At 72.6% G+C, this 26,069-nt stretch carries 27 protein-coding genes; 15 read left to right on the top strand and 12 right to left on the bottom strand.

Going from position 1 to position 26,069, the window contains the following annotated elements; genetic code table 11:
* Window positions 1-47: 47 nt before the first annotated feature.
* Window positions 48-1,550, top strand: a complete 1,503-nt coding sequence (locus tag AQI95_RS32100) for a metallophosphoesterase family protein (protein ID WP_107121816.1) — start codon at window positions 48-50, stop codon at window positions 1,548-1,550.
* Window positions 1,551-1,618: 68 nt separating this feature from the next.
* Window positions 1,619-2,647, top strand: a complete 1,029-nt coding sequence (locus AQI95_RS32095; protein ID WP_067131959.1) for an LLM class flavin-dependent oxidoreductase — start codon at window positions 1,619-1,621, stop codon at window positions 2,645-2,647.
* A gap of 23 nt (window positions 2,648-2,670) precedes the next feature.
* Here AQI95_RS32095 and AQI95_RS32090 read toward each other — a convergent pair whose 3' ends face one another.
* The gene (locus AQI95_RS32090) at window positions 2,671-3,645 is read right to left on the bottom strand and encodes a TauD/TfdA dioxygenase family protein (protein WP_067131956.1); all 975 of its coding nucleotides are present in this window, start codon (window positions 3,643-3,645) and stop codon (window positions 2,671-2,673) included.
* A 178-nt stretch (window positions 3,646-3,823) separates the two neighbouring features.
* Between AQI95_RS32090 and AQI95_RS32085 the strand changes: the two genes are divergently transcribed.
* Window positions 3,824-4,654, top strand: a complete 831-nt coding sequence (locus tag AQI95_RS32085) for an aldo/keto reductase (RefSeq protein WP_067131953.1) — start codon at window positions 3,824-3,826, stop codon at window positions 4,652-4,654.
* A gap of 15 nt (window positions 4,655-4,669) precedes the next feature.
* Here the strand turns inward: AQI95_RS32085 and AQI95_RS32080 are convergent, their stop codons facing one another.
* Complete coding sequence (locus tag AQI95_RS32080; RefSeq protein ID WP_067131950.1) at window positions 4,670-5,545, bottom strand: helix-turn-helix domain-containing protein; 876 nt, start codon at window positions 5,543-5,545, stop codon at window positions 4,670-4,672.
* Between the two features lie 198 nt (window positions 5,546-5,743).
* Between AQI95_RS32080 and AQI95_RS32075 the strand changes: the two genes are divergently transcribed.
* Window positions 5,744-6,607: an oxidoreductase gene (locus tag AQI95_RS32075; protein ID WP_067131947.1), complete on the top strand. Its 864-nt coding sequence runs from the start codon at window positions 5,744-5,746 to the stop codon at window positions 6,605-6,607.
* 108 nt (window positions 6,608-6,715) lie between these two features.
* Entirely contained in the window at window positions 6,716-7,150 is a 435-nt protein-coding gene (locus AQI95_RS32070) for a cupin domain-containing protein (protein ID WP_067131944.1), read from the top strand.
* Here AQI95_RS32070 and AQI95_RS32065 read toward each other — a convergent pair whose 3' ends face one another.
* Entirely contained in the window at window positions 7,151-9,481 is a 2,331-nt protein-coding gene (locus tag AQI95_RS32065; RefSeq protein ID WP_067131940.1) for a SpoIIE family protein phosphatase, read from the bottom strand. It lies immediately after the preceding gene.
* Between the two features lie 79 nt (window positions 9,482-9,560).
* Window positions 9,561-10,028 carry a peroxiredoxin gene (locus AQI95_RS32060; protein WP_067131937.1) on the bottom strand — a complete coding sequence of 156 codons (468 nt, stop codon included), beginning with the start codon at window positions 10,026-10,028 and terminating at the stop codon, window positions 9,561-9,563.
* 268 nt (window positions 10,029-10,296) lie between these two features.
* Here AQI95_RS32060 and AQI95_RS32055 point away from each other — a divergent pair, with 268 nt between their 5' ends.
* The 3 genes from AQI95_RS32055 to AQI95_RS32045 all read left to right on the top strand — a co-directional run bounded on the left by AQI95_RS32055 (window position 10,297) and on the right by AQI95_RS32045 (window position 12,371).
* On the top strand, window positions 10,297-10,584 hold the full coding sequence (locus tag AQI95_RS32055) for a putative quinol monooxygenase (RefSeq protein ID WP_067131934.1): 288 nt from the start codon (window positions 10,297-10,299) through the stop codon (window positions 10,582-10,584).
* Window positions 10,585-10,792: 208 nt separating this feature from the next.
* Entirely contained in the window at window positions 10,793-11,380 is a 588-nt protein-coding gene (locus AQI95_RS48395) for an SH3 domain-containing protein (RefSeq protein ID WP_067131931.1), read from the top strand.
* 202 nt (window positions 11,381-11,582) lie between these two features.
* On the top strand, window positions 11,583-12,371 hold the full coding sequence (locus tag AQI95_RS32045) for an XRE family transcriptional regulator (protein ID WP_079071584.1): 789 nt from the start codon (window positions 11,583-11,585) through the stop codon (window positions 12,369-12,371).
* A gap of 80 nt (window positions 12,372-12,451) precedes the next feature.
* On the opposite strand, the gene AQI95_RS32040 is transcribed toward AQI95_RS32045, so the two are convergent.
* On the bottom strand, window positions 12,452-13,309 hold the full coding sequence (locus AQI95_RS32040; protein WP_067131925.1) for a LysR family transcriptional regulator: 858 nt from the start codon (window positions 13,307-13,309) through the stop codon (window positions 12,452-12,454).
* A 146-nt stretch (window positions 13,310-13,455) separates the two neighbouring features.
* Here AQI95_RS32040 and AQI95_RS32035 point away from each other — a divergent pair, with 146 nt between their 5' ends.
* From AQI95_RS32035 to hemC, 3 genes are all read left to right on the top strand, one after another.
* Window positions 13,456-14,268, top strand: a complete 813-nt coding sequence (locus tag AQI95_RS32035) for an EamA family transporter (RefSeq protein ID WP_067132417.1) — start codon at window positions 13,456-13,458, stop codon at window positions 14,266-14,268.
* A 133-nt stretch (window positions 14,269-14,401) separates the two neighbouring features.
* A complete protein-coding gene (locus tag AQI95_RS32030) occupies window positions 14,402-15,358 on the top strand; it encodes an ATP-dependent DNA ligase (RefSeq protein ID WP_079071607.1) in 957 nt (318 codons plus the stop codon).
* Between the two features lie 42 nt (window positions 15,359-15,400).
* The gene (gene hemC / locus AQI95_RS32025; RefSeq protein WP_208614320.1) at window positions 15,401-16,342 is read left to right on the top strand and encodes a hydroxymethylbilane synthase; all 942 of its coding nucleotides are present in this window, start codon (window positions 15,401-15,403) and stop codon (window positions 16,340-16,342) included.
* Between the two features lie 94 nt (window positions 16,343-16,436).
* Here the strand turns inward: hemC and AQI95_RS32020 are convergent, their stop codons facing one another.
* The 4 genes from AQI95_RS32020 to AQI95_RS32005 all read right to left on the bottom strand — a co-directional run bounded on the left by AQI95_RS32020 (window position 16,437) and on the right by AQI95_RS32005 (window position 19,446).
* The gene (locus AQI95_RS32020; RefSeq protein ID WP_067131917.1) at window positions 16,437-16,961 is read right to left on the bottom strand and encodes a hypothetical protein; all 525 of its coding nucleotides are present in this window, start codon (window positions 16,959-16,961) and stop codon (window positions 16,437-16,439) included.
* A gap of 189 nt (window positions 16,962-17,150) precedes the next feature.
* A complete protein-coding gene (locus AQI95_RS32015; RefSeq protein ID WP_067131914.1) occupies window positions 17,151-18,011 on the bottom strand; it encodes an ABC transporter permease in 861 nt (286 codons plus the stop codon).
* Window positions 17,971-18,918, bottom strand: coding sequence for an ABC transporter ATP-binding protein (locus tag AQI95_RS32010; protein ID WP_244188912.1), 948 nt, complete (start codon window positions 18,916-18,918; stop codon window positions 17,971-17,973). The genes AQI95_RS32015 and AQI95_RS32010 overlap by 41 nt, the downstream gene beginning before the upstream one ends.
* A 36-nt stretch (window positions 18,919-18,954) precedes the next feature.
* Complete coding sequence (locus AQI95_RS32005) at window positions 18,955-19,446, bottom strand: MarR family winged helix-turn-helix transcriptional regulator (RefSeq protein ID WP_067131911.1); 492 nt, start codon at window positions 19,444-19,446, stop codon at window positions 18,955-18,957.
* Window positions 19,447-19,715: 269 nt separating this feature from the next.
* Between AQI95_RS32005 and AQI95_RS32000 the strand changes: the two genes are divergently transcribed.
* Complete coding sequence (locus tag AQI95_RS32000) at window positions 19,716-20,507, top strand: RNA polymerase sigma factor SigF (protein ID WP_067131908.1); 792 nt, start codon at window positions 19,716-19,718, stop codon at window positions 20,505-20,507.
* Window positions 20,508-20,546: 39 nt separating this feature from the next.
* On the opposite strand, the gene AQI95_RS31995 is transcribed toward AQI95_RS32000, so the two are convergent.
* Window positions 20,547-20,861, bottom strand: a complete 315-nt coding sequence (locus AQI95_RS31995) for an ANTAR domain-containing protein (protein ID WP_067131905.1) — start codon at window positions 20,859-20,861, stop codon at window positions 20,547-20,549.
* 128 nt (window positions 20,862-20,989) lie between these two features.
* Between AQI95_RS31995 and AQI95_RS31990 the strand changes: the two genes are divergently transcribed.
* Entirely contained in the window at window positions 20,990-21,805 is an 816-nt protein-coding gene (locus tag AQI95_RS31990) for a VOC family protein (protein WP_067131902.1), read from the top strand.
* Window positions 21,806-21,829: 24 nt separating this feature from the next.
* On the opposite strand, the gene glgX is transcribed toward AQI95_RS31990, so the two are convergent.
* Window positions 21,830-24,001 carry a glycogen debranching protein GlgX gene (glgX, locus tag AQI95_RS31985; protein WP_107121810.1) on the bottom strand — a complete coding sequence of 724 codons (2,172 nt, stop codon included), beginning with the start codon at window positions 23,999-24,001 and terminating at the stop codon, window positions 21,830-21,832.
* Window positions 23,998-24,609: a pep a2 gene (locus AQI95_RS31980; RefSeq protein WP_244188911.1), complete on the bottom strand. Its 612-nt coding sequence runs from the start codon at window positions 24,607-24,609 to the stop codon at window positions 23,998-24,000. Before AQI95_RS31980 ends, glgX begins: the two co-directional genes overlap by 4 nt.
* A gap of 328 nt (window positions 24,610-24,937) precedes the next feature.
* Between AQI95_RS31980 and AQI95_RS31975 the strand changes: the two genes are divergently transcribed.
* Both AQI95_RS31975 and AQI95_RS31970 read left to right on the top strand, forming a co-directional pair.
* The gene (locus AQI95_RS31975) at window positions 24,938-25,237 is read left to right on the top strand and encodes a DUF5133 domain-containing protein (RefSeq protein ID WP_067131899.1); all 300 of its coding nucleotides are present in this window, start codon (window positions 24,938-24,940) and stop codon (window positions 25,235-25,237) included.
* A gap of 109 nt (window positions 25,238-25,346) precedes the next feature.
* Window positions 25,347-26,069, top strand: a 723-nt coding sequence (locus AQI95_RS31970; RefSeq protein ID WP_159056614.1) for a maltotransferase domain-containing protein, incomplete at its 3' end; no start/stop codon positions are given.

Here is a 26,069-nt window from a genome sequence, read left to right as displayed (position 1 = left end):
CCGGACCTCCAATCACCGCTGAACGGCGCATTGTTACGGTGAACGGCGTGTCTGACTCCTCACGCGATACCGCACAGGGCGCCGGCTGGGGCTCGGCCGAGCCCGGTGCCTACAAGCAGTTGATGCCGGACCACGTCGAGAAGGTGTCGTGGCTGAACCCGCGGACTCTGTGGGCCGCCCGCAACGGCGTGCTGGCCTCGTGGTTCGGCGATCCGACCGGGCGTACCCGCGGCCGCTGGGTCGCGCGCAGGCAGACGGCCGGGGCGCCCGCCGACAAGGTGATCCGGCGCTCGGACACCGACCGGTTCTCCTTCATGGTCATCGGGGACACCGGCGAGGGCGACGACTCCCAGTACGCCGTCGTACCCGGTTTCCTGAAGGCGAGTCGGGGCACCGACTTCGCGGTGATCGCGAGCGATGTGATCTACCCCGTGGGCAGCGCCCGGGACTACGAAGACAAGTTCTTCCGGCCCTACCAGGACTATCCCGCGCCCATATACGCGATACCGGGCAACCACGACTGGTACGAGGACCTCGGCGCGTTCATGCGTGTCTTCTGCGCGGACACCCCGCCGCTCGCCCCCGAGCCCCGGCCCCGCCCGCTCAGCCGCGCCTGGTGGCGCGCCCTGCTGTGGCACCGGCCGCGCCCGACCGACGAGCAACGACTCGCCACCGCCCGGAAGTTGCGCTCGGCACCCGGTCAACAGGCCGCGCAGCCGGGGCCGTACTGGGCGATCGACGCCGGTCCGGTGCGGATCGTCGGCATCGACACCGGTCTGCTCGGCACGATCGACGCCGAACAGGGCGCCTGGCTGCGCGCGGTGTCCCGCGGGCCGAAGCCGAAGATCCTCATCACCGGGTCACCGCTGTACGTCGACGGCGAGCACCACCCGTGCGCGATCGAGGGCGGCGGGACGGTGGACGAGATCGTGCGGGACCCGGAGCACCACTACGTGGCCGCGATCGGCGGCGACATCCACAACTACCAGCGCTACCCGGTCGACGTGGACGGCCGCACCGTCCAGTACGTGGTCGCGGGCGGCGGCGGGGCGTTCATGCACGCCACGCACACCATTGCCCGGGTGTCGGTCGGCGGCGTCACCGAGCGGGACTTCCGCTGCTATCCGCTGCGCGGCGACTCGCTCGCCTTCTACAGCCGCCTGTACGGCCGTCGGCTGGGGCTGCGGCGCCTGTTCGCGCTGAGCGAGTCCGAGGCGACGGCCGTCGTCGCCGAACGGCTCGGCATCGAGCCGGGCCGCGCGCCCGGTCCTGACACCCGCGTGACCCGGCGCACCCGGCTGGTCGCGAGCCTGCTCGGCACCGGTGGCCGCCCGGACCGCGCGTCCCGTCTCCGGCTGCCCGTACGCAAGCTCTACACCCAGCTGTTCTCGCCCGGCTCGGCCACCTACAGCCCGCCGTTCTTCAAGTGCTTCCTGCGGCTGGACGTCGCCCCGGAGGAGCTGCGGCTGCGCTGCTTCGCCGCGACCGGCAACCGTGCGCAGGAGATCGATCCTCCGGTCGAGGACGAGGTCGTCATCCCACTGAAGTGATCACACGGTTGTCACACTCGCCTGCCAGAATCGGAGGCGGAACCGACGTACGACCGTGGGAGGAACCCGTGCCGTCCACCGACCGTCCGCTGCGCAAGCTGGGCTTCCTCACCATCGGCCTGTTCGACCCGGCGCAGCCGGCCCGGGGACACGAGTCCACGCTGGAGATCATCGAGCTGGGCGAGCGGCTCGGCTTCGACAGCGCGTGGCTGCGCCACCGCCATCTGCAGTACGGCATCTCGTCCCCGGTCGCCGTCCTCGCCGCCGCCTCCCAGCGCACCCGGCGCATCGAGCTGGGCACGGCGGTGACCCCGCTCGGCTGGGAGAATCCGCTGCGCCTCGCCGAGGACCTGGCGACGGTGGACGTCCTGTCCGGCGGCCGGCTGAACCCGGGCGTCAGCGTGGGCCCGCCGATGCACTACGAGCAGGTCAGGGCGGCGCTGTATCCGGACACCGCCGACGAGGAGGACTTCTCCTACGAGCGGGTGCGACGGCTGCTGGACCTGGTGCGCGGCAAGCCCGCGAGCGACTTCAGCGGGACCGAGGGCTTCGAGGAGTTCTCGCAGGTGGTCCAGCCGCACTCCCCCGGTCTCGGCCGACGGCTGTGGTACGGCGGCGCGAGCCTCGGCTCGGCGCGCTGGGCCGGCGAGCACGGGATGAACTTCCTGACCAGCAGCGTGGTCAGGGCGCAACAGCCGGACGGGCCATGGGACTTCGCCGCGATCCAGCTGGCTCTCATCAGGGAGTTCCGGGACCGCCATCCCGACGGTGCGGCGGCCCGGGTCTCGCAGGGGCTGGTGGTGATCCCGACCGACTCCGCGAGCCCGCGGCAGCGCGCGACGTACGAGGCGTACGCGGCACGGCGCCTGCCCCGCACATCCGCCCCGCAGGGACCGGGCCGGCTGCTCTTCGCCCCGGACCTGGTCGGCACCTCGCAGGAGATCGCCGAACGGCTGTACGAGCACGCCGCGTTCCAGGAGGTGGACGAGGTGGCGTTCGCGCTGCCGTTCACGTTCGAGCACGAGGACTACGTACAGATCCTGACGGACATGGCGACAAGACTCGGCCCGGCGCTGGGCTGGAAGCCGGCCGCCTGACCGGGATCGCGGCCCGCCACGGTTCACCAGCGGCCCGCCTCCGTACCGACGACCGGCTCCGACGCCCTGCCGTCCACCCCCACCGGCACATCGCCCTGGAGCATCACCCGGTGCATGATCCGGGGAGAGCCGACGTGGGTGTGGTCGCTCGGGGCCAGGTGGATGGTGGCCCGGTTGTCCCAGAAGGCGACGCTGCCCGGCTCCCAGCGGAAGCGGACGGTGTACTCGGCGCGGACCGCCTGCTCCACCAGCATCTGGAGGATCGCCGTGCTCTCCGGGCGGGAGAGACCGACGATCTCCTCGACGTAGTAGCCGTTGACGAACAGCACCCGCTCTCCCGTCTCCGGGTGCACCCGCACCAGGGGGTGCACAGAGACGACCTGGTGGTCGAGGAGCTGGCGGGCGTACGTGTCGTCACCGGGCCGGGGCTGGTAGCCCACGCCGAGCCGGTGCTCGGCGCGCAGCCCGTCCACGAAGTCCCGCACCGGCGCCGAGAGCCCTGCGTAGGCGGCGGCCAGGTTGGCCCAGGTGGTGTCGCCGCCGTAGGGCGGGACGGCCTCGGCGCGCAGCACGGTCGCGGCCGGCGGGTCGATGCGGGTCCCGTAGTCGCAGTGCCAGCCGCGCAGCAGGGTGTGCCGGCGCCGGTGCAGCCACTCGTCGCGCTCCATGCCGTACCGTCCGGCCAGTTCCAGCCGGTCGGCGGTCGTCTCGATCTCGGGGAAGTCCGGCGGCGAGTGGGGGCCGCGGCGCGGCAGGACGACCGGTACGCCGAAGCGGCGGGCAAAGGCGAGGTGCGCGGCGTGGTCCAGCTCCTGCCCGCGGAAGAACACCACCTTCCAGCGCAGCACGGCCTGCCGGATCAGGGCCACCACGGCGTCGTCCAGCGGCCCGCCGAGATCGACCCCGGTGATCTCGGCTCCGATGTGTCCGGCGACCGGGTTCACCGCCACGCCCTCGACCCGCTCCGGCTGCTCCGCAGAGGCCCTGTGCGTCGTCATGTGCCCTCCGATGCTCGTCGGTACCGGCTTCCCGCAGATCGTGGCATCCCCACGCCCCGCACGGCGAACTCCCGGACAGCCGTCGTCCGGCCGATGCCCTGTCCCCACCCGCCCACTTGATCACCCCTCCCCCCGTCCATGAGGCTGGGGGAGAACACAGTCGAGGGAAGGTCCCATCGTGAACGGCATTCCTGCGCACTCGCTCAACGACGGTACGACGATCCCCGCCATCGGCCTCGGCACCTGGCCGCTCGACGACGCGGCGGCCGAGCGGGCCGTGCGCTGCGCGCTCGACCTGGGCTACCGGCTGGTGGACACCGCGACGAACTACGACAATGAGACCGGAGTCGGGCGGGGCATAGCCGGCAGCGGCGTCCCCCGCGAGGAACTGGTCGTGACCACCAAGCTGCCCGGTCGGCACCACGGCCACGAGGAGACCCTCGCCTCCTTCGAGGAGTCCCGGCGCAGGCTCGGCCTGGAGTACGTGGACCTGTACCTGATCCACTGGCCCAATCCCCGGGTCGGCAGGTTCGTGGACTCCTGGAAGGCGATGATCCGGCTGCGCGAGGACGGGCTGGTCCGCTCGATCGGCGTCTCGAACTTCACCGCCGAGCACATCACGCTGCTGGAGAAGGAGACCGGCGTGCTGCCGTCGGTGAACCAGATCGAGCTGCACCCGCTGTTCCCGCAGGAGGAGCTGCGCGCCTTCCACGCGGACCACGGCATCGTCACCGAGAGCTGGAGCCCGCTGGGCCGGGGCAGCGCGCTGCTGGACGATCCGGCGGTCGCCGAGGTCGCCGAGGCGCACGGGGTGAGCCCGGCGCAGGTGCTGCTGCGCTGGCATGTGCAGCTGGGGGCGCTGCCCATCCCGAAGTCGGCCGATCCTGACCGGCAGCGCGCCAACCTGGACATCTTCGGTTTCGAGCTGGACTCCGACCAGTTGGCGGCCATCGCCCGCCGCGCCCCGCGCCGGCTCGGCGCGGACCCCGAGCGGCACGAGGAGTTCTGAGACCGGCGCCCGGCCCTACGGCTCCTCGATCCGCTCCTGCGCCCCGCGCCGCCGGGATTTCTCACCCGGGGGCGCGGCGAGGCTGCCGAGGATGTCCAGCAGCTCGGCGCTGCGGCTGCCGGGCTCGGCGTGGAAGACGACCAGGGTGAGTCCGTCGGTGCCGTCCACGGACAGCTTGTTCGACTGCAGGTCGAGTTCACCGACCTGCGGATGGGTCAGGCGGCTCAGCCGGCCGCGCCGGGGCCGTACCTCGTGCCGGGCCCACAGCGTGCGAAAGCGTTCGCTGCGCAGGGACAGCTCGCCGACCAGGTCGCGCAGCCGGGGATCGTCGGCGTCCGCACCGGCCTCGGAGCGCAGCACGGCCACGCCCTCCTCGGTGAGGTCCTCCCAGTCCCGGCGCAACTCGCGCTCGGCCGGGTCCAGGAACACGGCCCGCAGGATGTTGACGCCGGGCCGGTAGTTCGAGGTGAGCGCGGTGGCGAGGGCGTTGGCGGCCAGGCAGTCGGTGTACCGGTTCTGGACGTAGGCGGGGTTGCGCGACCAGCTGTCGACGAGCTGGAGCAGGCTCGTCGGCACCTGCCCGGTGCGGCGCCCGGACCGCAGGCCCGGGGCCGGCCGGTCCTGGGCGAGGCCGACGAGGTGGGTCGTGGCGTCGGCGTCGAGCTTGAGCACGCGGGCGATGGCCTCCAGGACCTGCACGGACGGGTTGCGATCCCGGCCCTGCTCCAGCCTCAGGTAGTAGTCGGAGCTGATGCCGGCCAGCATCGCGACCTCCTCGCGGCGCAGGCCCGGCACCCGCCGCAGGCCGCCGCCGGGCAGCCCCACGTCCTCGGGCCGTACCAGGGCCCGGCGGGCGCGCAGGAACTCACCGAGCGCGTTCGATCCGTCCATGGCCCCACCGTACGGCCGCGCTGCCCGCGGTGACTGTCCCCGTCACTCCCAGGATCACGGGGGTACTGCCATTGCGCGGGCGCCGAGCGCAGGGTGGAGAGCGAGGCCGCCGGAAGGGACCGGCGGCCCGGACGTCCCGATCCTCGTCCTGATCTTCATCCCGGTCTTCATCCCGGTCTTCATCTTGAGAGGTACGACATGACCGCACAGCTCGGTGGCACGATCACCCCGGCCGACGGCCTGACCCTGACCCGCATGGGCTACGGCGCCATGCAGCTGGCCGGCCCGAACGTCTTCGGCCCGCCGAAGGACCGTGCGCGGGCCCTGACGGTGCTGCGGGCGGTGGCGGACGCGGGCATCACGCACATCGACACCGCCGACTTCTACGGGCCCGTGGTGGTCAACGAGATCATCAAGGAGGCCCTGTACCCCTACCCCGCGGATCTGCGCATCGTCACCAAGGTCGGCGCCCGCCGAGGAGCCGACGGCAGCTGGATACTGTCGCGGCACCCCGAGGACCTGAAGGCGCAGGTCCACGACAACCTGCGCAGCCTCGGCGTGCAGTGCCTGGACGTCGTCAATCTCCGGCTGGGCGATGTGGACGCCCCGAACGACGACTCCCTGGCCGAGCAGTTCGGCGCGCTGGCCGAGCTGCGGGAACGGGGACTGATCCGGCATCTGGGGCTGAGCACGGTGACCGCCGCGCAGCTGGACGAGGCCCTGGCGATCGCGCCCGTGGTGAGCGTGCAGAACCTGTACAACCTGGCCAACCGGCGGGACGACGCCCTCGTGGAGCGCACGGCCGCCGAGAACATCGCCTTCGTGCCGTACTTCCCGCTCGGCGGCTTCACCCCGCTGCAGTCCGAGACACTGGCGAAGGTGGCGGCCCGGCTGCAGGCGTCGCCGCAGCAGGTGGCGCTGGCCTGGCTGCTGCGCCGGTCGCCGAACATCGCGCTCATCCCCGGCACCTCCTCGCCGGAGCATGTGCGGGAGAACATCGCCGCCGCGAGCCTGGTGCTGCCGGACGACGCGGTCGCCGAGCTGGACGGCATCGGGGACTGAACGGGGGCTCCTGCGGACAGACATCCGGATGCATGGGTTCCGGCCCCGACGCGCCCTCGCCGGCTCTATGTTCACCGCGACACCCGACCGCGTCCCGAAAGGCCCCGCATGCGTACCGCTCTCCGTGCCGCCGTCACCGGCGCGCTGACCGTCGCCGCCGCTCTGGCCGGCACCCCCGCCCACGCGACCCCTCCGGGGCCGGGTATGACGGGCCGGATCATCAGCCGGGCCACCGTCGGCGGTACCGACTACACGCTCCGGGAGATCACCATCCCGCCCGGCCAGAGCACCGGCTGGCACTTCCACGACGGCCCGGTGTACGGCGTGGTGAAGCAGGGCACCCTCAGCCACTTCGACTCCGGCTGCACCACGGACGGCGTGTACCGGACGGGCGCGGTCATCCAGGAACCGGCCGGCCGGGGGTACGTCCACATCGGGCGCAACCTCGGCGACACCCCGCTCGTGCTCGACGTGCTCTACGTGCTGCCGCACGGCTCCCCGTTCTCGGAGGACGCGCCGAACCCGGGCTGCCCGTTCCAGTGATCAGGTGCCGGGCAGCGCCTGCTCGGCCCAGATCGTCTTGCCCCGGCCGGTCTGTCTGCTGCCCCAGCGCTGGGTGAGCTGGGCGACCAGCAGCAGTCCGCGCCCGCCCTCGTCGTAGGCGTGCGCCCGGCGCAGATGCGGTGAGGTGGAACTGGCGTCGGAGACCTCGCAGATGAGCGCGCGGTCGCGGATCAGCCTGAGCTGGATGGGCGGTTCGCCGTAGCGGATGGCGTTGGTGACGAGCTCGCTGACGACGAGTTCGGTGACGAAGGCGGCTTCGTCCAGTCCCCAGGCGGCCAGTTGCTCGCCGGCCGCCTGCCGGAACGCGGCGACCTCGGCGGGGTCGGGCGGCACGTCCCACGTGGCGACCCGGTCGGCGCCGAGGGCGCGGGTGCGCACCAGCAGCAGGGCCACGTCGTCGCTGTGCTGGTCGGGCAGGACGGCCTTCAGGACGCCGTCGCACAGGGCGTCCAGGGAGGCGGCGGGAGCGCCGAGGGCCCGGCGCAGCTCCTCGGTGGCTCCGTCGAGGTCCCGGCCGCGGTCCTCGATCAGGCCGTCGGTGTAGAGCGCCACGACGGAGCCCTCGGGCAGTACCAGTTCCGTCGCCTCGAACGGCAGCCCGCCGACGCCGAGCGGCGGTCCGGCGCTCATGGGGACGGACTCGGCGGCGTTGCCCGGCAGCACGACGGCCGGGGCCGGGTGGCCGGCGGCGGCCAGGTTGAGCCGCCGGGAGACGGGGTCGTACACGGCGTACAGGCAGGTGGCGCCGAGTTCGGCCACCTCCTGGCCGATGTCCTCGGCGCCCAGGTGGGTGACCAGGTCGTCCAGGTGCGTGAGGAGTTCGTCGGGCGGCAGATCGACGTCGGCGAGGGTGCGTACGGCGGTGCGCAGCCGTCCCATGGTGGCCGAGGACTGGATGCCGTGGCCGACGACGTCGCCCACGACCAGGCCGACCCGGCCGCCGGAGAGCGGGATGACATCGAACCAGTCGCCGCCGATGCCGGCCAGTGATCCGCAGGGCAGATAGCGGTGGGCCACCTCGACCGCGGCCTGCCCGGGCAGGCCGCGCGGCAGCAGGCTGTGCTGGAGGGCGAGGGCGGTGGTGCGTTCGCGGGCGAAGCGGCGGGCGTTGTCGATGCTGACGGCGGCGCGGCTGCCCAGCTCCTCGGCGAAGACGGCGTCGTCGGGGCCGTAGTCGTCGGGGTGCGTCGAGCGGACGCAGACCGCGACGCCCAGGGTGGTGCCGCGGGCCCGCAGGGGCACCGCGACCACGGAGTGGACGCCCTGCCGATAGGGGCGGCCCTCCGGCGAGCGTGCGTTGCGCTCCTCCAGCCACTCGACGAACTCGGGTTCGCCGGCCTGGCCGAGTATCGCGTGGCTCTCGCGCAGGGCGCGGGCGGGCGGCGAGTTCGGTGGATACACGTAGGTCTCGCCGATGCGGACGGCCGCGCCGGGGTTGCCCTCGCGGGTCGAGCCGTGGGCGATGCGGTGCAGTACGACACCGGCGTCCGGCATCATCGGCGGCTCGTCCGCGCCGAGCACCCAGTCGAGCAGGTCGACGCTGGCGAAGTCGGCGTAGCGCGGGACGAGGATGTCGACCAGTTCCTCGGCGGTGCGCACCACGTCCAGGGTGGTGCCGATACCGGTGGTCGCCTCGTTGAGCAGGGCGAGGCGGCGCCGGGCCCAGTACTGCTCGCTGTTGTCGAAGGCGGCCATGGCGACGCCGGACAGCTCGCCGTCGGCGGCGTGCAGCGGCCACATCTCGATGCTCCAGAGGTGCTCCCGGTTCAGCGCGGGTGCGCCGGCGAAGCTCTCGTAGCGGACGGGCCGGCCGGTCTCGGCGACCTGTCGGAGGTGGCGCGCAAAGCCCCGGTTGTACTCGGCGTCGGCCACGGTCTCCGGGAAGAACCGGCCGGTCAGCGATGCCTCGGGGACGCCCATGACCTTGCTGGCGGCGTCGTTGACGCGCAGATAGCGCTGCTGGAGGTCGAAGACCGACATGGACATGGAGGCCTGCTCGAAGGCCGCGGCGGCCAGGGTGGTGCCGGGCGGCTCGGCGGTGACGACGAAGCCGACGGGCCGGCCGTCTGGTCCGGCGAGGGGGCAGGCGGTGACGGAGAGGTCGATGCGCCGGCCGTCCCGGTGACGCAGAGCGACCGTGCCGGCGAGCGCGGCGCGCGTGTCCCGCGGGATGCCCTCGGCGAGCAGCTCGGTCGCGGGCCGGCCCACGACCTCCGCGGCGGGACGGCCCGTGAGCCGCCGCGCGCCTTCGCTCCACCCGGTCACCGTACCCAGGGCGTCGATGACCGCCACGGCGGCGCCATGCTTCATATGCCCCAGGATGTTCCGATTGCCTCGGCACATCAAGCGCGGGAGCGCACCGGGGCGTCCGGCGCGGGGCCGGAGCCGTTCAGGCCTTGTGGGCGCGCAGGGCGGCGAGAGCCCGGTCCGCGTGGGTGTTCATGCGCAGTTCGCTGCGGACGATCTCCAGCACCGTGCGGTCCTCGGCGATCACGAACGTGACACGTTTGGTGGGGGCGAGCGAGAACCCGCGCTTGACGCCGAACCGCTCACGGACCGTGCCGTCGGCGTCGGAGAGCAGCGGCATGCCGAGGCCGTGCCGGCCGGTGAACTCCTGCTGCTTGTCGACGCTGTCGCCGCTGATGCCGACGGGCCGGGCTCCGACGGCGTCGAATTCGGCGGCGAGGTCGCGGAAGTGGCAGGCCTCGGCGGTGCAGCCGGGGGAGAGCGCGGCCGGGTAGAAGAAGAGCACCACCGGCCCGTCGGCCAGCAGGTCGCCGAGCCGGCGGGTGGCGCCGGTCTCGTCGGGCAGGGCGAAGTCCTCGGCCTTGTCCCCGACCTCGATGCGTTCCGTCATGACGGTCCTCCTCGTCTCCGGGCGCTTCCCGGGCCCACGGCAGCGGCGGCACCCGGGGGGCGGCCACGCCGGGGCGAGCGCGCGGGCGGGTACCGCGCGGGATATTACTGGACGGTAGGCGCGAGGGTGCCCCCGCCTGCCGCACGGCATCGGCCCGGTGCTCCGCCCGCGCCGGCGGGTGGGCGCCGCGTGTCGCACCGCCCGCCCGTCGCCGTGGGCGTGCTGGAATCGGCGAGTCCACCGTCGTTCCTGACACCGGAGAAACCCCATGGCCTTCGCCGTCGTCGCCCAGTACCAGTGCGCCCCCGCCGACGCGGACACCGTGCGTGACGCGTTGCGCAAGATGCGCGAACTGGTCCCCTCGGAGCCCGCGAACCTCGCCTACGAGGCGCACGAGGTCGTCGACCAGCCGGGGGCGTTCGTACTGTACGAGCGCTACACCGACCGGGCCGGCTTCGAGGCGCACAAGGAGACGGGCCATTTCGCGGAGCTGATCCGGGGCACGGTGTTCCCCCTGCTGAAGGAGCGGTCCGTCACCTTCACCGAGACGCTCTGACACGTCACCCGGACTCCCGCCGGGACGGGCAGGACGCCGGAACGCCGCTGGGCGGGGCGCCGTACGGGTCACGGTTCGCGGCGCTCGTCCCGTGGGACGTCCCGGCCGTCCCCGGGGACGGCGGAACGGCATCCTGACGGCGCGTCACGGAAACGCTGGCTGTCGTGATCACTGCTCGTGGTCACGAGAACGACAGCCGGAGGTTTCCATGATCCGACGGGCTCTCAAGAGCGGCCTGCTGACCGCGGTCGCGGTGCTCGCCCTCCTGCCCACGGCGGCCGGTGCCACGGCGGCGAGCGCCGCCGCCCAGCACCCGGCGCCCAGCGCCGTCGCCCAGTACGACATCCACCACCGCGCCCACCACCGGCACGCCGCACACCGCTTCCACCACCTGCGCAGGCACCACGCCCACCGCGTGTACCGCGGCCACCGGCTCGCGGCCCAGGGCGCGGTGTACCGCTCCTTCGAGCGGGCCATGGCCTACCGGCTCACCCTGCGCACCGCGCCGTACCGCATGCACTACCGGCTCCTGGCGCAGCCGGTGTCGTACCGTCACGTCCGGTCCGTCACCGGCCGGGTCGCCACGCGTCACACCCGGCTGAACGTACGCTCGGGTCCGGGCACCGGCTACCGGGTGATCGGCCACCGGCACACGGGCCGGCACCTGGTGCTCGTCTGCAAGACGCACGGCTCCTGGGTGCACGGCAACCGCACCTGGTACCGGCTGCCGCACCACACGGGCTACGTCACGGCCCACTACGTCCGCGCCAACCGCGCCGCCCTCCCCTGGTGCTGACGGCACAACACCGCCGCACCACCTGACCGCCGAAGGCCCGTTCGACGACCCCCGAACGGGCCTTCGGTACGCCCGCGCACTTCACCTTCCTCATACCTCACAAGGCGTTGCAGGCGCCCCGCCCCTGGGAAGCCATTCCGACAACAGGGGCGAAAACACCCATAGGGGAAGCCCGTGGTGGAAAGGGAGTCGAGGACGCACGATGCGGCACCCCCAAGCGTCGACCACAGCGGACGAGCCACTGGTGGTGGGACTGCGTGATCTGAAGGACCGTACGGGGCTGAGCCTCGCGGCGCTGGCCGCGCGCACCCCGTACAGCAAGTCCGCGTGGCATCGCTATCTGTCCGGCGGCACACCGCCGCCGAGACCCGCCGTGGAGGCGCTGTGCCGGCTCGCCGGCGCCGATCCCGAGGCCGTGCTGGCGCTGTGGGAGGCGGCCGACGTCCCCCCGGCCGCGGACGCCGCGCCCGAGCGGCCGGGCCGCATGCGGCGGCTGTGGCGGCCGCCGTCCTGGCGGGCGCCCTGGCTGCCGCTGTCCGTGCTCGCGCTGTGCGGCGCGGCGACGGCGGTGGCCGCCGCCGTCGCCCTGTGCGCGCGGCCGGGCACCGCGCCCGCCGCACAGCCCGTGTCGGCGGTGCCCCGCTGCCACGGCCGCTCCTGCCAGGGCGAGCTGCCCGACGCATCGGCGTGCGCCAGGGACGCGCAGACCACGAGCACGGTCACCGACCCCGCCTACACCGTCCGGCTGCGCTACTCGCCCGCCTGTGGAACCGCCTGGTCCGAGGTGCGGCTGAGGTCGGCCGAGCCGCACGAGGTGTCGGTGCGGGCCGGGCAGAACGTCCTCTCGGCCGGCTATCCGGCGAACGACCCGGCCGGGGACAGCAGCCCCATGCTCTCGGTGTCCTCGCCCCGGGGCGTGGAGGCGTGCGCCGAGGTGGACGGGGAACTGGCCTGCACCGGCCTCGACGTGGAACCGAACGAGCAGGGGTGAGCACCGGGAAGCGGACGGGGCGCCCGGTCAGGGATTGCGAGCGCAGATCCAGCCACACAGGATCGTCAGCAATGTCGTCTTCAGTTCGTCCGGTACAGCTCGGTGAGCAGTTCGAGGACCGCCTGGAGGGCGGGGTGCGGATCGTCGCGCCACCAGGCGAGCCGTACGGCGACGGGTTCGGCGTCGCGCACCGGCCGGTAGACGATGCCGGGCCGCGGGTACTGGTTCGCGGTCGACTGCGCGGTGACACCGATGCCGCGACCGGCGGCTATGACGGTGAGCCAGTCGTCGACGTCGTGCGTCTCCGCCACGGCGGGGCGGGAGTCCGGCGGCCACAGCTCGGGGGTGGTGGTGCCGGTGCGCCGGTCGACCAGGAGGATGCGGGCGGTGAGGTCGGCAAGGCGCACCGAGCGGCGCCGGGCCAGCGGATCGTCGGCGGCCATCGCGCACAGGCGGCGCTCCAGACCCACGATGGCCGAGTCGAACCGGCGGTCCTCCAGCGGCCGGCGCACCACCGCCAGATCGCAGGCGCCTTCACCGAGACCGGCGGAAGCCGTGTTGACACGGATCAGATGCAGATCGATCCCGGGATGCGCGGCGGTCCAGCGGCGCTGGAAGGCGACGGTGTGGCGGCCGACCGCCGACCACGCGTAGCCGATCCGCAGCCGGGTGTGCCCCGACGTGGCCTCCTGGACCAGGTCGGCGACGTCCGCCAGCACCCGCCGGGCCTGTGCCACCACCCGCGATCCGGTCGCCGTCGGGGTCACCTCGCGCGAGGTGCGCCTCAACAGACGTACCCCCAGGGCCCGTTCGAGACCCGCCAGGGTGCGGGAGACCGCCGCCTGGGACACCCCCAGGGCGATCGCCGCGTCGGTGAAGGTGCCCTCGTCGACGATGGCGACGAGACAGCGCAGCTGCCGAAGCTCGACCTCATCCATACGGCCAGCGTATAGATCGAGACACGCATGCATTTTGCGCAAGGTGCGGGCGGGCGGACGCTCCGTTCATGCGACGAGTCCTCCCCCGTCCCGCGCCGACGACGTCCCCGGCGGGCCGGCGCCTCGCGCCGGCCCGGCCGACCGGGCTGGCGACCATGTTCGGCAGCGGCCTCTCCAACCAGACCGGCGCGGCAATCGGCTCGCTGGCCTTCCCGGTGCTGGGTCCGCTCGGGGTGGTGGCGGTACGCCAGTACGTCGCCGCGCTGGTCCTGGTCGCCGTCGACCGGCCGCGGCTGCGCGCCTTCACCCGGCGGCAGTGGTGGCCGGTGCTGCTGCTCGCCGGGGTCTTCGGCACCATGAACCTGAGCCTGTACAGCGCGATCGACCGGATCGGTCTGGGGCTGGCGGTGACCTTGGAGTTCCTGGGGCCGCTGAGCATCGCGCTGGCCGCCTCGCGGCGCCGGCTGGACGCCGGGTGCGCGGCGCTGGCGGCGGCCGGAGTCGTGGTGCTGATGCGCCCTCAGCCGTCCGCCGACTACCTGGGGATGGGCCTGGGACTCGTGGCGGCCTGCTGCTGGGCGTCGTACATCGTGCTCAACCGGATCGTCGGGCGGCGTGTCCCGGGTGCGCAGGGAACGGCGGCGGCCGCGTGCGCGTCCGCGGTGGCCTTCCTGCCGGCCGGGATCCTCCTCGCCGTACGGCATCCGCCGACGGCCGGGGCCGTGCTGTGCGCGGTGGCGGCGGGCGTGCTGTCGTCGGCCGTGCCCTACCTCGCCGATCTGCTCACCCTGCGCACAGTGCCGGCCCGGACCTTCGGGCTGTTCATGAGCGTCAACCCGGTGCTGGCGGCCGTGGTCGGCCGGGTGGTCCTCGGACAGGGGCTCGGCCTGCCGGAGTGGGCGGGGATCGGGGCCGTGGTCGCCGCGAACGCGGTCAGCATCGCGACGACCCGCACCTGAACCGAGCGGTCATCCGGCCCCCTCACGCGCCCAGGCCCGATCAGGGGAACCGGTGGGCCCGTGCGAGTGAGGGGGCCGGGAGCGGTCGAGAACTTGAGCCGTGACCGCCGTACCCCTGCCGCTCATCGCACCGATGCTCGCCACCGCCGGCACCCTGCCGTCCGCCGCCCAGGACGAGCGGTGGGCGTACGAGACCAAGCAGGACGGGCAGCGGGTGATGGTCTATCTGCCCGGCGACGGCAGCGTGCGGCTGCGCGCCCGCTCGGGCGAGGACATCACCGCGGCCTATCCCGAACTGCGGCCGCTCGCCGACGCGCTGGGCACCACGCCCGCCGTACTGGACGGCGAGGTGCTCGCCCTCGACGAGCAGGGCCGGGCCGACTTCCAGCTGCTGCAGAGCCGGATGGGCCTCGCGCACTCCCCCGCACGGGCGGCACGCCGGGCCGCCCGGGTGCCGGTGCACCTGGTGCTGTTCGACGTGCCCCATCTCGGCGAGTCCCTGGTACGGCAGCCGTACGTACGGCGGCGGGCCCGGCTGACGGAGCTGGGCCTGGCCGGGCCGTACTGGTCGACGCCGGGTGCCGTGACCGGACACGGCGCCGAGGCACTCGCGGCGACCAGGGAGCACGGCCTGGAGGGCCTGGTGTGCAAGCGGCTGGACTCGGTGTACGAGCCCGGAGTGCGCTCCCGCGCCTGGATCAAGATCCGGAACCTGCGCACCGAGGATGTGATCGTCGGCGGCTGGCTGCCGGGCAAGGGGCGGCTGAGCGGGCTGCCCGGCGCTCTGCTGCTCGGTCAGCGTGACGCGCACGGCCGGCTGCGGTACGTCGGCGGGGTGGGCACCGGCTGGAGCGAGGCGGAGCGGGCCGAACTGGCGCGGCTGCTGGCAGCCGCCGCGAGCGCCCGCTGCCCCTTCGAGCCGGCGCCCCGGATCCCGGACGCCCGCTGGGTGCTGCCCCAACTGGTGGGAGAGGTCGGCTACAGCACCCGTACCCGGGCCGGGCTGCTGCGCCAGCCGTCGTGGCTGCGGCTGCGCCCGGATCTGACGCCGCAGGGGTCGGCGGCCGACCTGCCCGAGGGCCTCGGGTGAGACCGGGCTGTCGAGCCCGGCTCAGGCCGCGGGGTCTATCGTGTGCGCATGCCGGTTCCCGAACTGATCCGTATCGTCTCCCGCGACTCCCCCATGGCCCTGGCCCAAGTCGAGCGGGTCCGCGCCGAGTTGGCCGTACTCCACCCGGGTGTGCGCACCGAGGTGGTTCCGGTGAAGACCACCGGCGACAAATGGCTCGGCGATCTGGCCAAGGTCGAGGGCAAGGGGGCGTTCACCAAGGAGGTGGACGCGGCTCTGCTGGCCGGGAAGGCCGATCTCGCGGTGCACTGTGTCAAGGACGTGCCCGCCGACCGGCCGCTGCCCGCCGGGACGGTGTTCGCCGCGTTCCTGAAGCGGGACGACATCCGTGACGCCCTGGTGCACCCGGACGGTCTCACCCTGGACGAACTGCCGGCCGGCACCCGGATCGGCACCTCGTCGGTACGCCGAGTGGCCCAACTGGCCGCGACGCACCCGCACCTGGAGTGCGTGCCCTTCCGCGGCAACGACAACCGCCGGCTGCAGAAGCTGGCCGAGGGCGAAGCGGACGCGCTGCTGCTGGCGGTGGCGGGTCTGGAGCGGATCGGCCGGACGGACGTGATCAGCGAGGTGCTGTCGACGGAGACGATGATGCCGCCGATCGGCGCGGGCATCCTCGCGCTGCAGTGCCGCGAGGACGACACCGATCTGATCGACACCGTCAGCGGGCTCGGCCACCCGGACACCTATCGCGAGGCGACGGCCGAACGGATGTTCCTGCATGTGCTGCAGGGGCACTGCAACAGCCCCATCGCCGGCTACGCGCGCGTGGACGGCGGCGGGGAACTGTCCCTGCGGGCCTGTGTGTTCACTCCGGACGGCAAGACACGGCTGAACGCCCACGAGTGGGCCGGCCGGCTCGACCCGGCCACGCTCGGCACCTCGGTCGCGGTGGCGCTGCTGCGGCAGGGCGCCCGGGAGATCATCGACGGCATCCCGCACTGAGCCGCGTACGGCGGCCCGGTATCGGCCCTACGGCGCGCGGCGCCGCCCGGAACAGGGGCTCGCGCGCCCGAGGCAGGGGCTCGCGCCGCCCGCGTCAGGCGGTGCCGGGCTCCGTCTGGTCCCGCAGGAAGGCGCTGACCTGGTGGGCGAGGCTGCCCTGCCCGGCGGTCGTGGGGGCGGCCGCCGCGGTCGACTCCAGCACACCGATGCCGCCCGCCCACAGCCGGCGGTCGGCCCACTCCTCCTCCACCCGCAGCTGCACCTGCACATCCACGTGCGTCAGGGCGGCCTCGGGGGCGGCGGCGTAGACCACGGCGGTGGCCCGGCGCAGCGGGTAGACGTCGAAGCCCTCGATGAACTGGGAGTTGCGCCAGTCGATGAACGCGCCCTCGCCGTCGGGGCCGACCCGGACGTCGATCTGACCGTCCTCCAGATGGATGCCGTAGTGCCGCGCACCGCGGTTCTCGACCGTCACCCGGACACTGAAGTACGTCAGGCCGACGGCCGCGTCGTCACGTCCGCGCGGCGGCTCGGCCGCCTCCAGACGGTGGACGCGGACCCGCAGACCGGCATGCTCGTCGTACTCGTGCCAGTCCCCGACCACGTTCGGCTCGTACACAGTGCCCCTCTCGACCTTCGAGAGCTGCTGTCTATCTGTGCTCCGAGCGCACTGTCAAATGAGCAGAATGCGCTGTGGCCAGGGGGTTCGCCCGCTTTGATCGGTGATCAAGCGCTGCCCAGGAAGTATGCGCGGGCAGCGCTTTCGACACCCTGCGGGTGCGTGCCGCACATCACGTCCACGGCAAGATCACCGGGCCAGGCGGCCGAGCAGCGAGGAGGCCGCGGCGATGCCGAGCGCGGCGGCCACGACCAGGACGGCGAAGTCGGTGCCGAGATGCGCGGGCGTGCCGAGCAGCAGGCCGCGCAGGGCGTCGACTTGATAGCTCAGCGGGTTGACCTTGCTGACGGCCTGCAGCCAGCCCGGCATCACCGAGACGGGGTACAGCGCGTTGGAGCCGAAGAACAGCGGCATGGTGATCGCCTGCCCGAAGCCCATCAGCCGGTCGCGGCTGAGGACGATGCCCGCGATGGTCATCGACAGACAGGAGAAGAAGACGGAGGCGAGGACCACCGCGACGGCGACGCCGAGCAGCTTCAGCGGGTTCCAGGTGAGGGCCACGCCGAGCAGGGCGGCGATGACGATGACGACGATCGCCTGGATCAGCGACTTCACGCCGGCGGCGAACGCCTTGCCGGTGATCAGTGCCGAGCGCGGGGTCGGGGTGACGAGGAGCTTGTTCAGGATGCCCGCGTCGCGCTCCCAGATGATCTGGATGCCGTAGAAGATCGCGATGAACATCGCCGACTGGGCGATGATGCCGGGCGCCATGAAGTCGATGTACGGGACGCCGCCGGTGGGGATCGCCCGGATCCGGGTGAACGTCTGGCCGAAGATCAGCAGCCACAGGGCGGGCTGGACCGCGCGGGTGTACAGCTCGGTCCGGTCGTGCCGCAGCTTCTGCAGCTCGACGGCGCACATGGCGACGACCCGGGCGGGCAGCAGCCGCCAGCCGGCGCGCGGGACGGGCGGGCGCAGCAGCAGGTCGGTGCCGTCGGCACGGGTGCGGTCAGCCGACGCGGCGCGCGGTGCGGCGGGTGCTGCGGACATCGCGGAAACCTCCCTTGGAGTTGTCGTCGAGACTGCTGCCCGCGACGTCGCGGAAGACGTCCTCCAGCGTGGGCAGGGCGTCGGCGCCCCGGCGCTCCGCCAGGCCCCGGCGCAGCTCGTCCGGGGTGCCGAGGGCGCGGACACGGCCGCGGTGCATCAGGCCGACGCGGTCGCAGTACTGGTCGGCCTCGTCCATGTAGTGGGTGGTGACGAGGACGGTCATGCCGGTGGCCGCGCGGACGGCGTTGATGTGGTCCCAGACGTCGGTGCGGGCGATCGGGTCCAGGCCGATGGTGGGCTCGTCCAGGATCAGCAATCGGGGGGCGCTGACCAGGGCCTGGGCGAGTTCGAGACGGCGGACCATACCGCCGGAGTAGGTGCCGGCGAGCCGGTCGGCGGCGTCGGCGAGACCGACGGCGGACAGCGCCTGGGCGACGCGTGCGGCGCGCTCGCGGCGGGGCACGTCGAAGACGCGGGCGAAGAGCGCGACGTTCTCCCGGCCGGTGAGCCCGCTGTCGGCGGACAACTGCTGCGGGACGTAGCCGAGCAGACGGCGTACCGCCATCCGTTCCTTCGCGGCGTCGTGCCCGAAGACGCGGACCATGCCGGTGGGGACGGGCAGGAGGGTGGTGATGCAGCGGATGGCGGTGGTCTTGCCGGCGCCGTTGGGCCCGAGCAGCCCGAACACCTCGCCCTCGTGGACGGCCAGATCGAGCCCGTCGACGGCACGGGTGTCACCGAAGGCGTAGTCGAGCCGACTACAGCTGACGGCGGCCCGCCCCGCACCGGGCGTACCGTCGGCGGCGGCTTCGGCGGATGCGCCGGACGTCGCCGCCAGGGTGTCTGCGGATACGCCGGGGCCGTCGTCCGCGGTGTCGGCGGGCGTGTCGGTGGTGTCCCTCGTCATGGTGTCTGGACCTCCGTCACGGTGTCTGGACCTCCGTCATGATCGTCGGCCTCCGTCCTCGTCCTCGGCCTCCTCGTGCAGGCCGGCGGCGAGCTTGCGCAGCGCCGGCAGGGCCGCGCGCAGGGCCGCCCGGTCGGCCTCGTCGAGCCCGGACACATGGCGCACGACCAGCTCGGCCCGGCGTCGCTGCCAGTCCCCGAGCCGCTTCTCGGCGGCCTCGGTCAGATGCAGCCGTGCGGCACGCCGGTCGGCGGGGTCGGTCTCGCGGAGCAGGTAGCCGTCCCGGACGAGCTGGTTGACCAGGGTCGACACGGAGTTGCTCGCCAGGTGCAGCGCCCGCGCCGCGTCCGAGATGCCGATGCCGGGCCGGGACTCGACCAGTCGCAACAGCTCCACCTCGGCGCCCCGCAGCCGGGGCACGCTCATGCCGCCCCGCAGCCGTCGCCGGATCAGCCGCTGGATGCGCGTCAGCGCGTCCGCCAGCTCTTCGGGGAAGGTCTCGGACTCCGTCGCCGCCCGCCGGGCCATCTCGGGTTCCACATCAGAATATTATCTCTGTTACAGAGATAATGCCTTCCAAGAGCGGGTCAAGAACGGTCGGACCGCATCCTCATTGCCCTGGTTTGTTTGGTGATGTCCGCGAGAGGGAAAACGGAGGTCAGTGCTTCGGACCGGAGGCACGTCCGTGGGAGCCGGCTCTCGCCCGGCCGCCCCGGTGCCCCTGTCCCGTCGATCCGGTCCGAGCGCGCCTCCCACGGTGTCTGTTCATCCAGCACCTGCTGAGAGAGGTGCGCACCATGCGTGTCACCGGTAGCACGAAACCACACCCTCACGACGACGCCCCCGACACCGCCGAGTCCTTCGCCCGGCTCACACGGCTGCCCGACGGCCCCGAGCGGCGGGCGCTGCGCAACGAACTGGTCCGGCTGTGGCTGCCCATGGCCGAGCGGATCGCCGTACGGTTCCGCGGCCGCGGGGAGGCCCTGGAGGACCTGTACCAGGTGGCCGCCCTCGGCCTGGTGAAGGCCGTCGACCACTACGACCCGGGACGCGGGCGCGCCTTCGAGGCGTACGCCGTCCCCACCGTCACCGGAGAGATCAAGCGCCACTTCCGCGACCACATGTGGACCCTGCATGTGCCCCGTCGGGTGCAGGAGCTGCGCAACCGGGTGCGCTCGGCCGCCAAGGAGCTGACCCAGAGCACCTCGGGCCACCAGCCCACCGTGGCGGAGATCGCCGCCCACACGCGGCTCAGCGAGGACGAGGTGCGCACCGGCATGGAGGCGCTGGAGTGCTTCTCCGCGCTGTCCCTGGACGCCGAGATCGCCGGCACCGAGAGCTACGCCCTCGGGGACTCCCTCGGCGACCCCGACCCCGGCTATGACCTCGTGGTCGACCGGGCCGCCGTCAGGCCATGTCTGCAGGCCCTGCCGGAACGCGAGCGCACCATTCTCTACCTGCGGTTCTTCCGGGGAATGACGCAGACCCGGATCGCCCAGCAGCTCGGCATCTCGCAGATGCACGTCTCCCGGCTGCTCAGCGGCTGCTGCGACCGGCTGCGCGAGGAGCTGCTCGCCGAGGCCCGCTGAACCGGCTCGGCCCCGCCGGTCCCTGCGGCGCGCCGGGGCTCACTCCTCCAGGGCCCCGGGCACCTGTGTGGGGCCGTAGCGGTCGAGGGTGTCCTCCAGGGCGGCGCGCACAGCGGGCGGGATGTCGCCGCGGCGGCCCCAGATGAGGATCAGCTCCGCGATGTTGCGCAGCTTGATGTTGGTGTGCTGGGAGACCTCCTTCAGGACCTCCCACCCCTCGTCCGGCGTCACCCGGCCGAGAGCCACCATCATCCCGATCGCCTGGTCGACGACCGCGTGCGAGGCCACGGCCTCCTTCAACTGGTCGACTTCCGCCTGCAGCTCGGAGATCCTTTCGGGCTCGCTCGCTCCCATGCCCCCATCGTCCTCGGCGACCTGCACCGATGCCAGCCGGGGTGCTCGACAGGCATCCGACCCCTTCGAGGTTGGACACTGGTGCCAGACCGGTGGCCGCCCGGCCCCGAGAGCAGGACGCGACTGCCATGAACCATGACGCCCCCGCCCCCGCCGCCGGCGGACCGCGCAAGCGAGACATCGTCTCCACGCACTCCGTCTTCGGCGCCCCGTGCTGGGTGAGCCTGACCAGCCGTGATCTTCAGGCCACCCAGGAGTTCTACACGGCCGTGCTCGGCTGGCGCTGGCGCGGCGCCAAGCTCGGCGAGCACTTTCGTATCGCGCTGGCGGAGGGCGTGCCGGTGGCGGGGATCGCCGCCGTCGCCGCCATGTGGCAGATGGCGGTGGCGTGGACGCCGTACTTCGCCGTGCCGGACGCCGACGTGGCGGTGGCGCGGGCCCGCGAGCGCGGCGGTACGGCGGCCGTCGGGCCACTGTCCTTCCCGCCGGGCCGGGCCGCGCTGCTCGCCGACCGGGACGGGGCCACCTTCGGGATCTGGCAGGGGGAGCTGGTCTCCAACTGGGAGGCGTGGCGGCGGGCGGCGCCGACCTTCGTGCGGCTGCACACCCGCAACGCCTTCGACTCCGCGATCTTCTACGGCGAGATCCTCGGCTGGGCGTCCGGGCAGCCGGGCTGCTGCGAGGTGGAGTACGAGGGCGGTGAGGTGGTGCTGCGCAGCCGGGGCGACATCGTGGCGCGGATCGACTCGGGCGCGGAGGAAGCCGCGCCGGACCCCTCCGTACGACCGCACTGGCAGATCCACTTCGCCGTCGCGGATGTGATCGACTGCGCCCGGACCGCGGAGAAGCACGGCGGCAGCGTGCTGAGGGAGGACGAGGACGAGGCGATCCTGCGGGACCAGGACGGGGCGCAGTTCACGGTGACCTCGCACCGCGTCCGCTGAGCCGACGGCCCCGCGGACGGGTGCTCAGCGCGAAGAACGCGACGGGCGCGACGGGCGCGACGGGCGCGACGGGCGCGACAGCACAACGAGGCCGCGTGCCTCCACGCGAAGCCTCGTGTCGGCCTTGTGTTCGCGTTCGTCGGGGACGCCGTCGGGGTCCGCGGTGTCGATCAGGGTCGTCCAGCGCTCGCCGAAGGAGGCGTCGGGCAGGCGGAAGTCGACCGGTTCCCAGTAGCCGTTGACGAGCAGCAGGAAGGAGTCGTCGACCATCCGGCGCCCGTAGGAGTCGCGTTCGGCGATGGCGTCGCCGTTGAGGAACGCGCCCACCGAGTGCGCGTCGTCGCGCTGCCAGTCCCGGGCCGTCATCTCGCGGGCGTCGGGTCTGAGCCACATCAGGTCGGGCAGCGGCTGCGCGGCGTTGGTCGCGGTCTCGCCGCGGAAGAAGCGGCGGCGCCGCAGCACGGGGTGCGCGGCGCGCAGGGCGATCAGCCGCCTCGTGAAGTCCATGAGGCGGCGCTGCTCATCGGTCGGCCGCCAGTCGATCCAGGACAGCGCGTCGTCCTGGCAGTAGGCGTTGTTGTTGCCCCGCTGCGTGCGGCCGAGTTCGTCGCCGTGGCAGAGCATCGGGATGCCCTGCGAGAGCAGCAGCGTGGCGAGCAGGTTGCGCTGCTGGCGGGCGCGCAGTTCGAGGACGGCCGGGTCCTCGGTGTCGCCCTCCGCACCGCAGTTCCAGGACCGGTTGTGGCTCTCGCCGTCCCGGTTGTCCTCGCCGTTGGCCTCGTTGTGCTTGTCGTTGTACGACACCAGGTCGCGCAGCGTGAAACCGTCGTGCGCGGTGACGAAGTTGACGCTCGCGCGCGGCCGGCGCCGGCTGTGCTGGTAGAGGTCGGAGGAGCCGGTCAGCCGGGAGGCGAACTCGCCGAGCGAGCCGGGTTCGGCCCGCCAGAAGTCCCGTACGGCGTCCCGGTATCGGCCGTTCCACTCCGACCACAGCGGCGGGAAGTTGCCGACCTGGTAGCCGCCCTCCCCCACGTCCCAGGGCTCGGCGATGAGCTTGACCCGGCTGATCACGGGGTCCTGCTGGATCAGGTCGAAGAACGCCGACAGCCGGTCCACCTCGTGGAACTGCCGGGCCAGGGTCGCCGCGAGGTCGAAGCGGAAGCCGTCGACGTGCATCTCGGTGACCCAGTACCGCAGCGAGTCCATGATCAGCTGGAGCACGTAGGGGTGCCGCATCAGCAGGCTGTTGCCGGTGCCGGTGGTGTCGTAGTAGTGCGCCCAGTCGCCGTCCACCAGCCGGTAGTAGGACGCGTTGTCGATGCCCCGGAAGGACAGGGTCGGACCCTTCTCGTTGCCCTCGGCCGTGTGGTTGTAGACCACGTCGAGGATCACTTCGAGACCGGCCGCGTGCAGCGCCTTCACCATGGCCTTGAACTCGTCGACCTGCCGGCCGCGGGTGCCGAAGGCGGCGTAGGCGTTGTGTGGGGCGAAGAAGCCGATGGTGTTGTAGCCCCAGTAGTTGGACAGGCCCCGGTCCTGCAGCACTCCGTCCTGCACGAACTGGTGCACCGGCATCAGTTCCACCGCGCTCACCCCGAGCGAGGTCAGGTGCTCGATGACGGCGGGGTGGGCGAGGCCCGCGTAGGTGCCGCGCAGCCGGTCGGGGACGTCCGGGTGGGCGCGGGTCAGGCCGCGCACATGGGCCTCGTAGATCACCGAGTCCGCGTAGGGAGTGCGCGGCGGGCGGTCGTCGCCCCAGTCGAAGTACGGATCGGTGACCACGCCCAGCATGGAGTGCCCGGCGCTGTCGGCCGGGGCGGGGCCGTCCGGGGCGCGCTCGTACAGCGAGGGATGGTTGTCGATCTGGCCGTCCACGGCCCGGGCGTACGGGTCGAGCAGCAGCTTCGCCGGGTTGCAGCGGTGGCCGAGCTGGGGCTGCCAGGGGCCGCGCACCCGGTAGCCGTAGCGCTGGCCCGGCACGATGCCCGGCAGATAGGCGTGCCAGACGAATCCGTCCACCTCGTGCAGCCGGACGGGGGTCTCGGTGCCCGCGTCGTCGACGAGGATCAGCTCGACCCGCTCGGCCACCTCGCTGAACAGGGCGAAGTTGGTGCCCTGTCCGTCGAACGCGGCGCCCAAAGGGTAGGGCTGCCCGCTCCACACGGGCAGCCCCTTCCGAGTGGAGCGGGCGGTCACCGGCTGCCCTTCAGGGCGCCGCCCGGAACGGCGCCCCACGCGGCAGGCGCGCCGACCGGAACCGCAGCCCGCGCGGCGACTACGCTGCCCGCGAAGGCGGCCGACGCGGCGAGCGCGTCGTCCACCGCCGCCGCCGGGGCGGCCAGCACCGCCATCGGCATCTCGCGCGGCACCGTCAGCCCGTTTCGCAGCGTGGGCGCGGGGGCGGTCGGCACCAGCGGGACGCGCTGACCGGCGCGGGCACGCTGCGAGAACCAGATGATCTTGCTGCCGCTGTCCGAGGTGCAGCAGCCCCAGCCGTCGCTCATGGCGGCGATGTCGGCGAGAGCGGCGCGCAGGTCCTGATCGGGACGCAGATCCGGATCGTCGTCGCCGAAGGCGGTGATGAGATGCTGGCCGTTCCACCACATCTCGATCGAGGTGCGTTTGTCGGTGACGTGCTGGTCGATCGCCCGCAGCAGCAGTTCCGCGCCGCGGCAGACGGGGACCGCGAGGTTGTCGAGGTCCCAGTAGCGAAGGTGGGCGGCCAGGATGCGGCTGACCTGTCCCACCCGTTCCGAACTGACTTCCACATCGATGTGGTAGTAGCAGGGCACTGCGGTCTTCATCGTCGCTTGCTCCTCACCGGCGAAGCTCTCGCTCCCCTCACCCGTCCGGGAGGGATCCCGGATGCGCGTCCGGAAGGAGTCCCGGAACACTGAGCGTGAGCGTTGATCGCTTCAGAGTCACCTCTTACGGTGCGGGTGCTACGCCATTCGTGCAACACGAGCAGGCGACACCACTCGTCGTTGAAGATCCAACAAGACGCTGCGTCATCGTCCGTGCACCATAAGTGAAAGCCTCGATCGCCGTAACGGTGCCGTGCGCTTCCGTGCGCGAACACCACCCGACCGTCGGGAACGCGCCCAGTCGAGAGCGTGGAAGGTGAAGAGGGCAATGCTGCTACCCGCCAAGGCCGAAGTGGCCCGGGCGTTGCGGCGTTACCGGGCGTGGGAGCGCGTGATGCTCGCCTCGCCCCACGACCGCACGGTCCGGGTCGCCTTCGAGGACTCGGGCTACACGCTGTGCGTACTGATGGGCAAACGCTGCGCCCGCGAGGCCGCGGACGCAGCCGAGCGCTATCTGCGCACCACTCTGGTCAGCTACCTGCGCGAGCAGGACGGACGGCCGCGGTCACGCCGGTCGGCCAGAAGAGCGCCGCCATCGGAGCGGCGTTCCACGGCGCCAAGGCCCTGACCTGGCACCGTACAAGGCGTTCCCCACGGGGGCCGGCATCGGCCGGCCCCCTCTCGGATCGCGAAGCCGGGCCGGGTGCCCGGCTTCGCGCACGGCGGAGGTGAAACACATGCGCAGGACCCCGGCCATCGGCCGTGTACCGGTACGCGACGTCCGGCCGGCCGTGGAGTGCGGCAGGCGCCCGGCGAAAGCGGTGGCCGGGGAGACCGTTCGAGTGACGGCGACCGTGTTCCGCGAGGGGCACGACGCCGTGGGCGCCAATGTCGTCCTGCGCGATCCGAAGGGCCGTCGCGGCCCGTGGACGCCGATGCGGGAGCTGTCGCCCGGCAGTGATCTCTGGGGAGCGGACATCACTGCGGACGCGACGGGACGCTGGACCTTTCGGGTGGAGGCGTGGAGTCATCCGCTGGCGACCTGGCAGCACACCGCCGCGGTCAAGGTGCCGGCCGGGATCGACATCGGGGTGGTGCTGGAGGAGGGCGCCGGGCTGTACGAGCGGGCGGCCGCCGGGGTGCCGAAGGGGCCGGAGCGGGACATCGTCCTCGCCGCCGCTCAGGCGCTCGGCGACGACCGCCTGCCGGTGCACGAGCGCATGAAGGCGGCGCTGGCGCCGGAGGTGGAGGCGTTGCTGGCCCGTCATCCGTTGCGGGAGCTGGTCACGGCCTCCGATGCGATGCCGCTGCTGGTCGAGCGCGAACGCGCCCTGTACGGCTCCTGGTACGAGTTCTTCCCCCGCTCGGAGGGCACCGCCGAGCAGCCGCACGGCACCTTCCGCACGGCCGTGCACCGGCTCGGACCCATCGCGGACATGGGCTTCGACGTCGTCTACCTG

It is taken from the genome of Streptomyces yokosukanensis (assembly GCF_001514035.1).
Lineage (GTDB): Bacteria > Actinomycetota > Actinomycetes > Streptomycetales > Streptomycetaceae > Streptomyces > Streptomyces yokosukanensis.
Note: the sequence above shows the minus strand (reverse complement) of the source record. Positions and strands in the feature narration are given on the sequence as shown.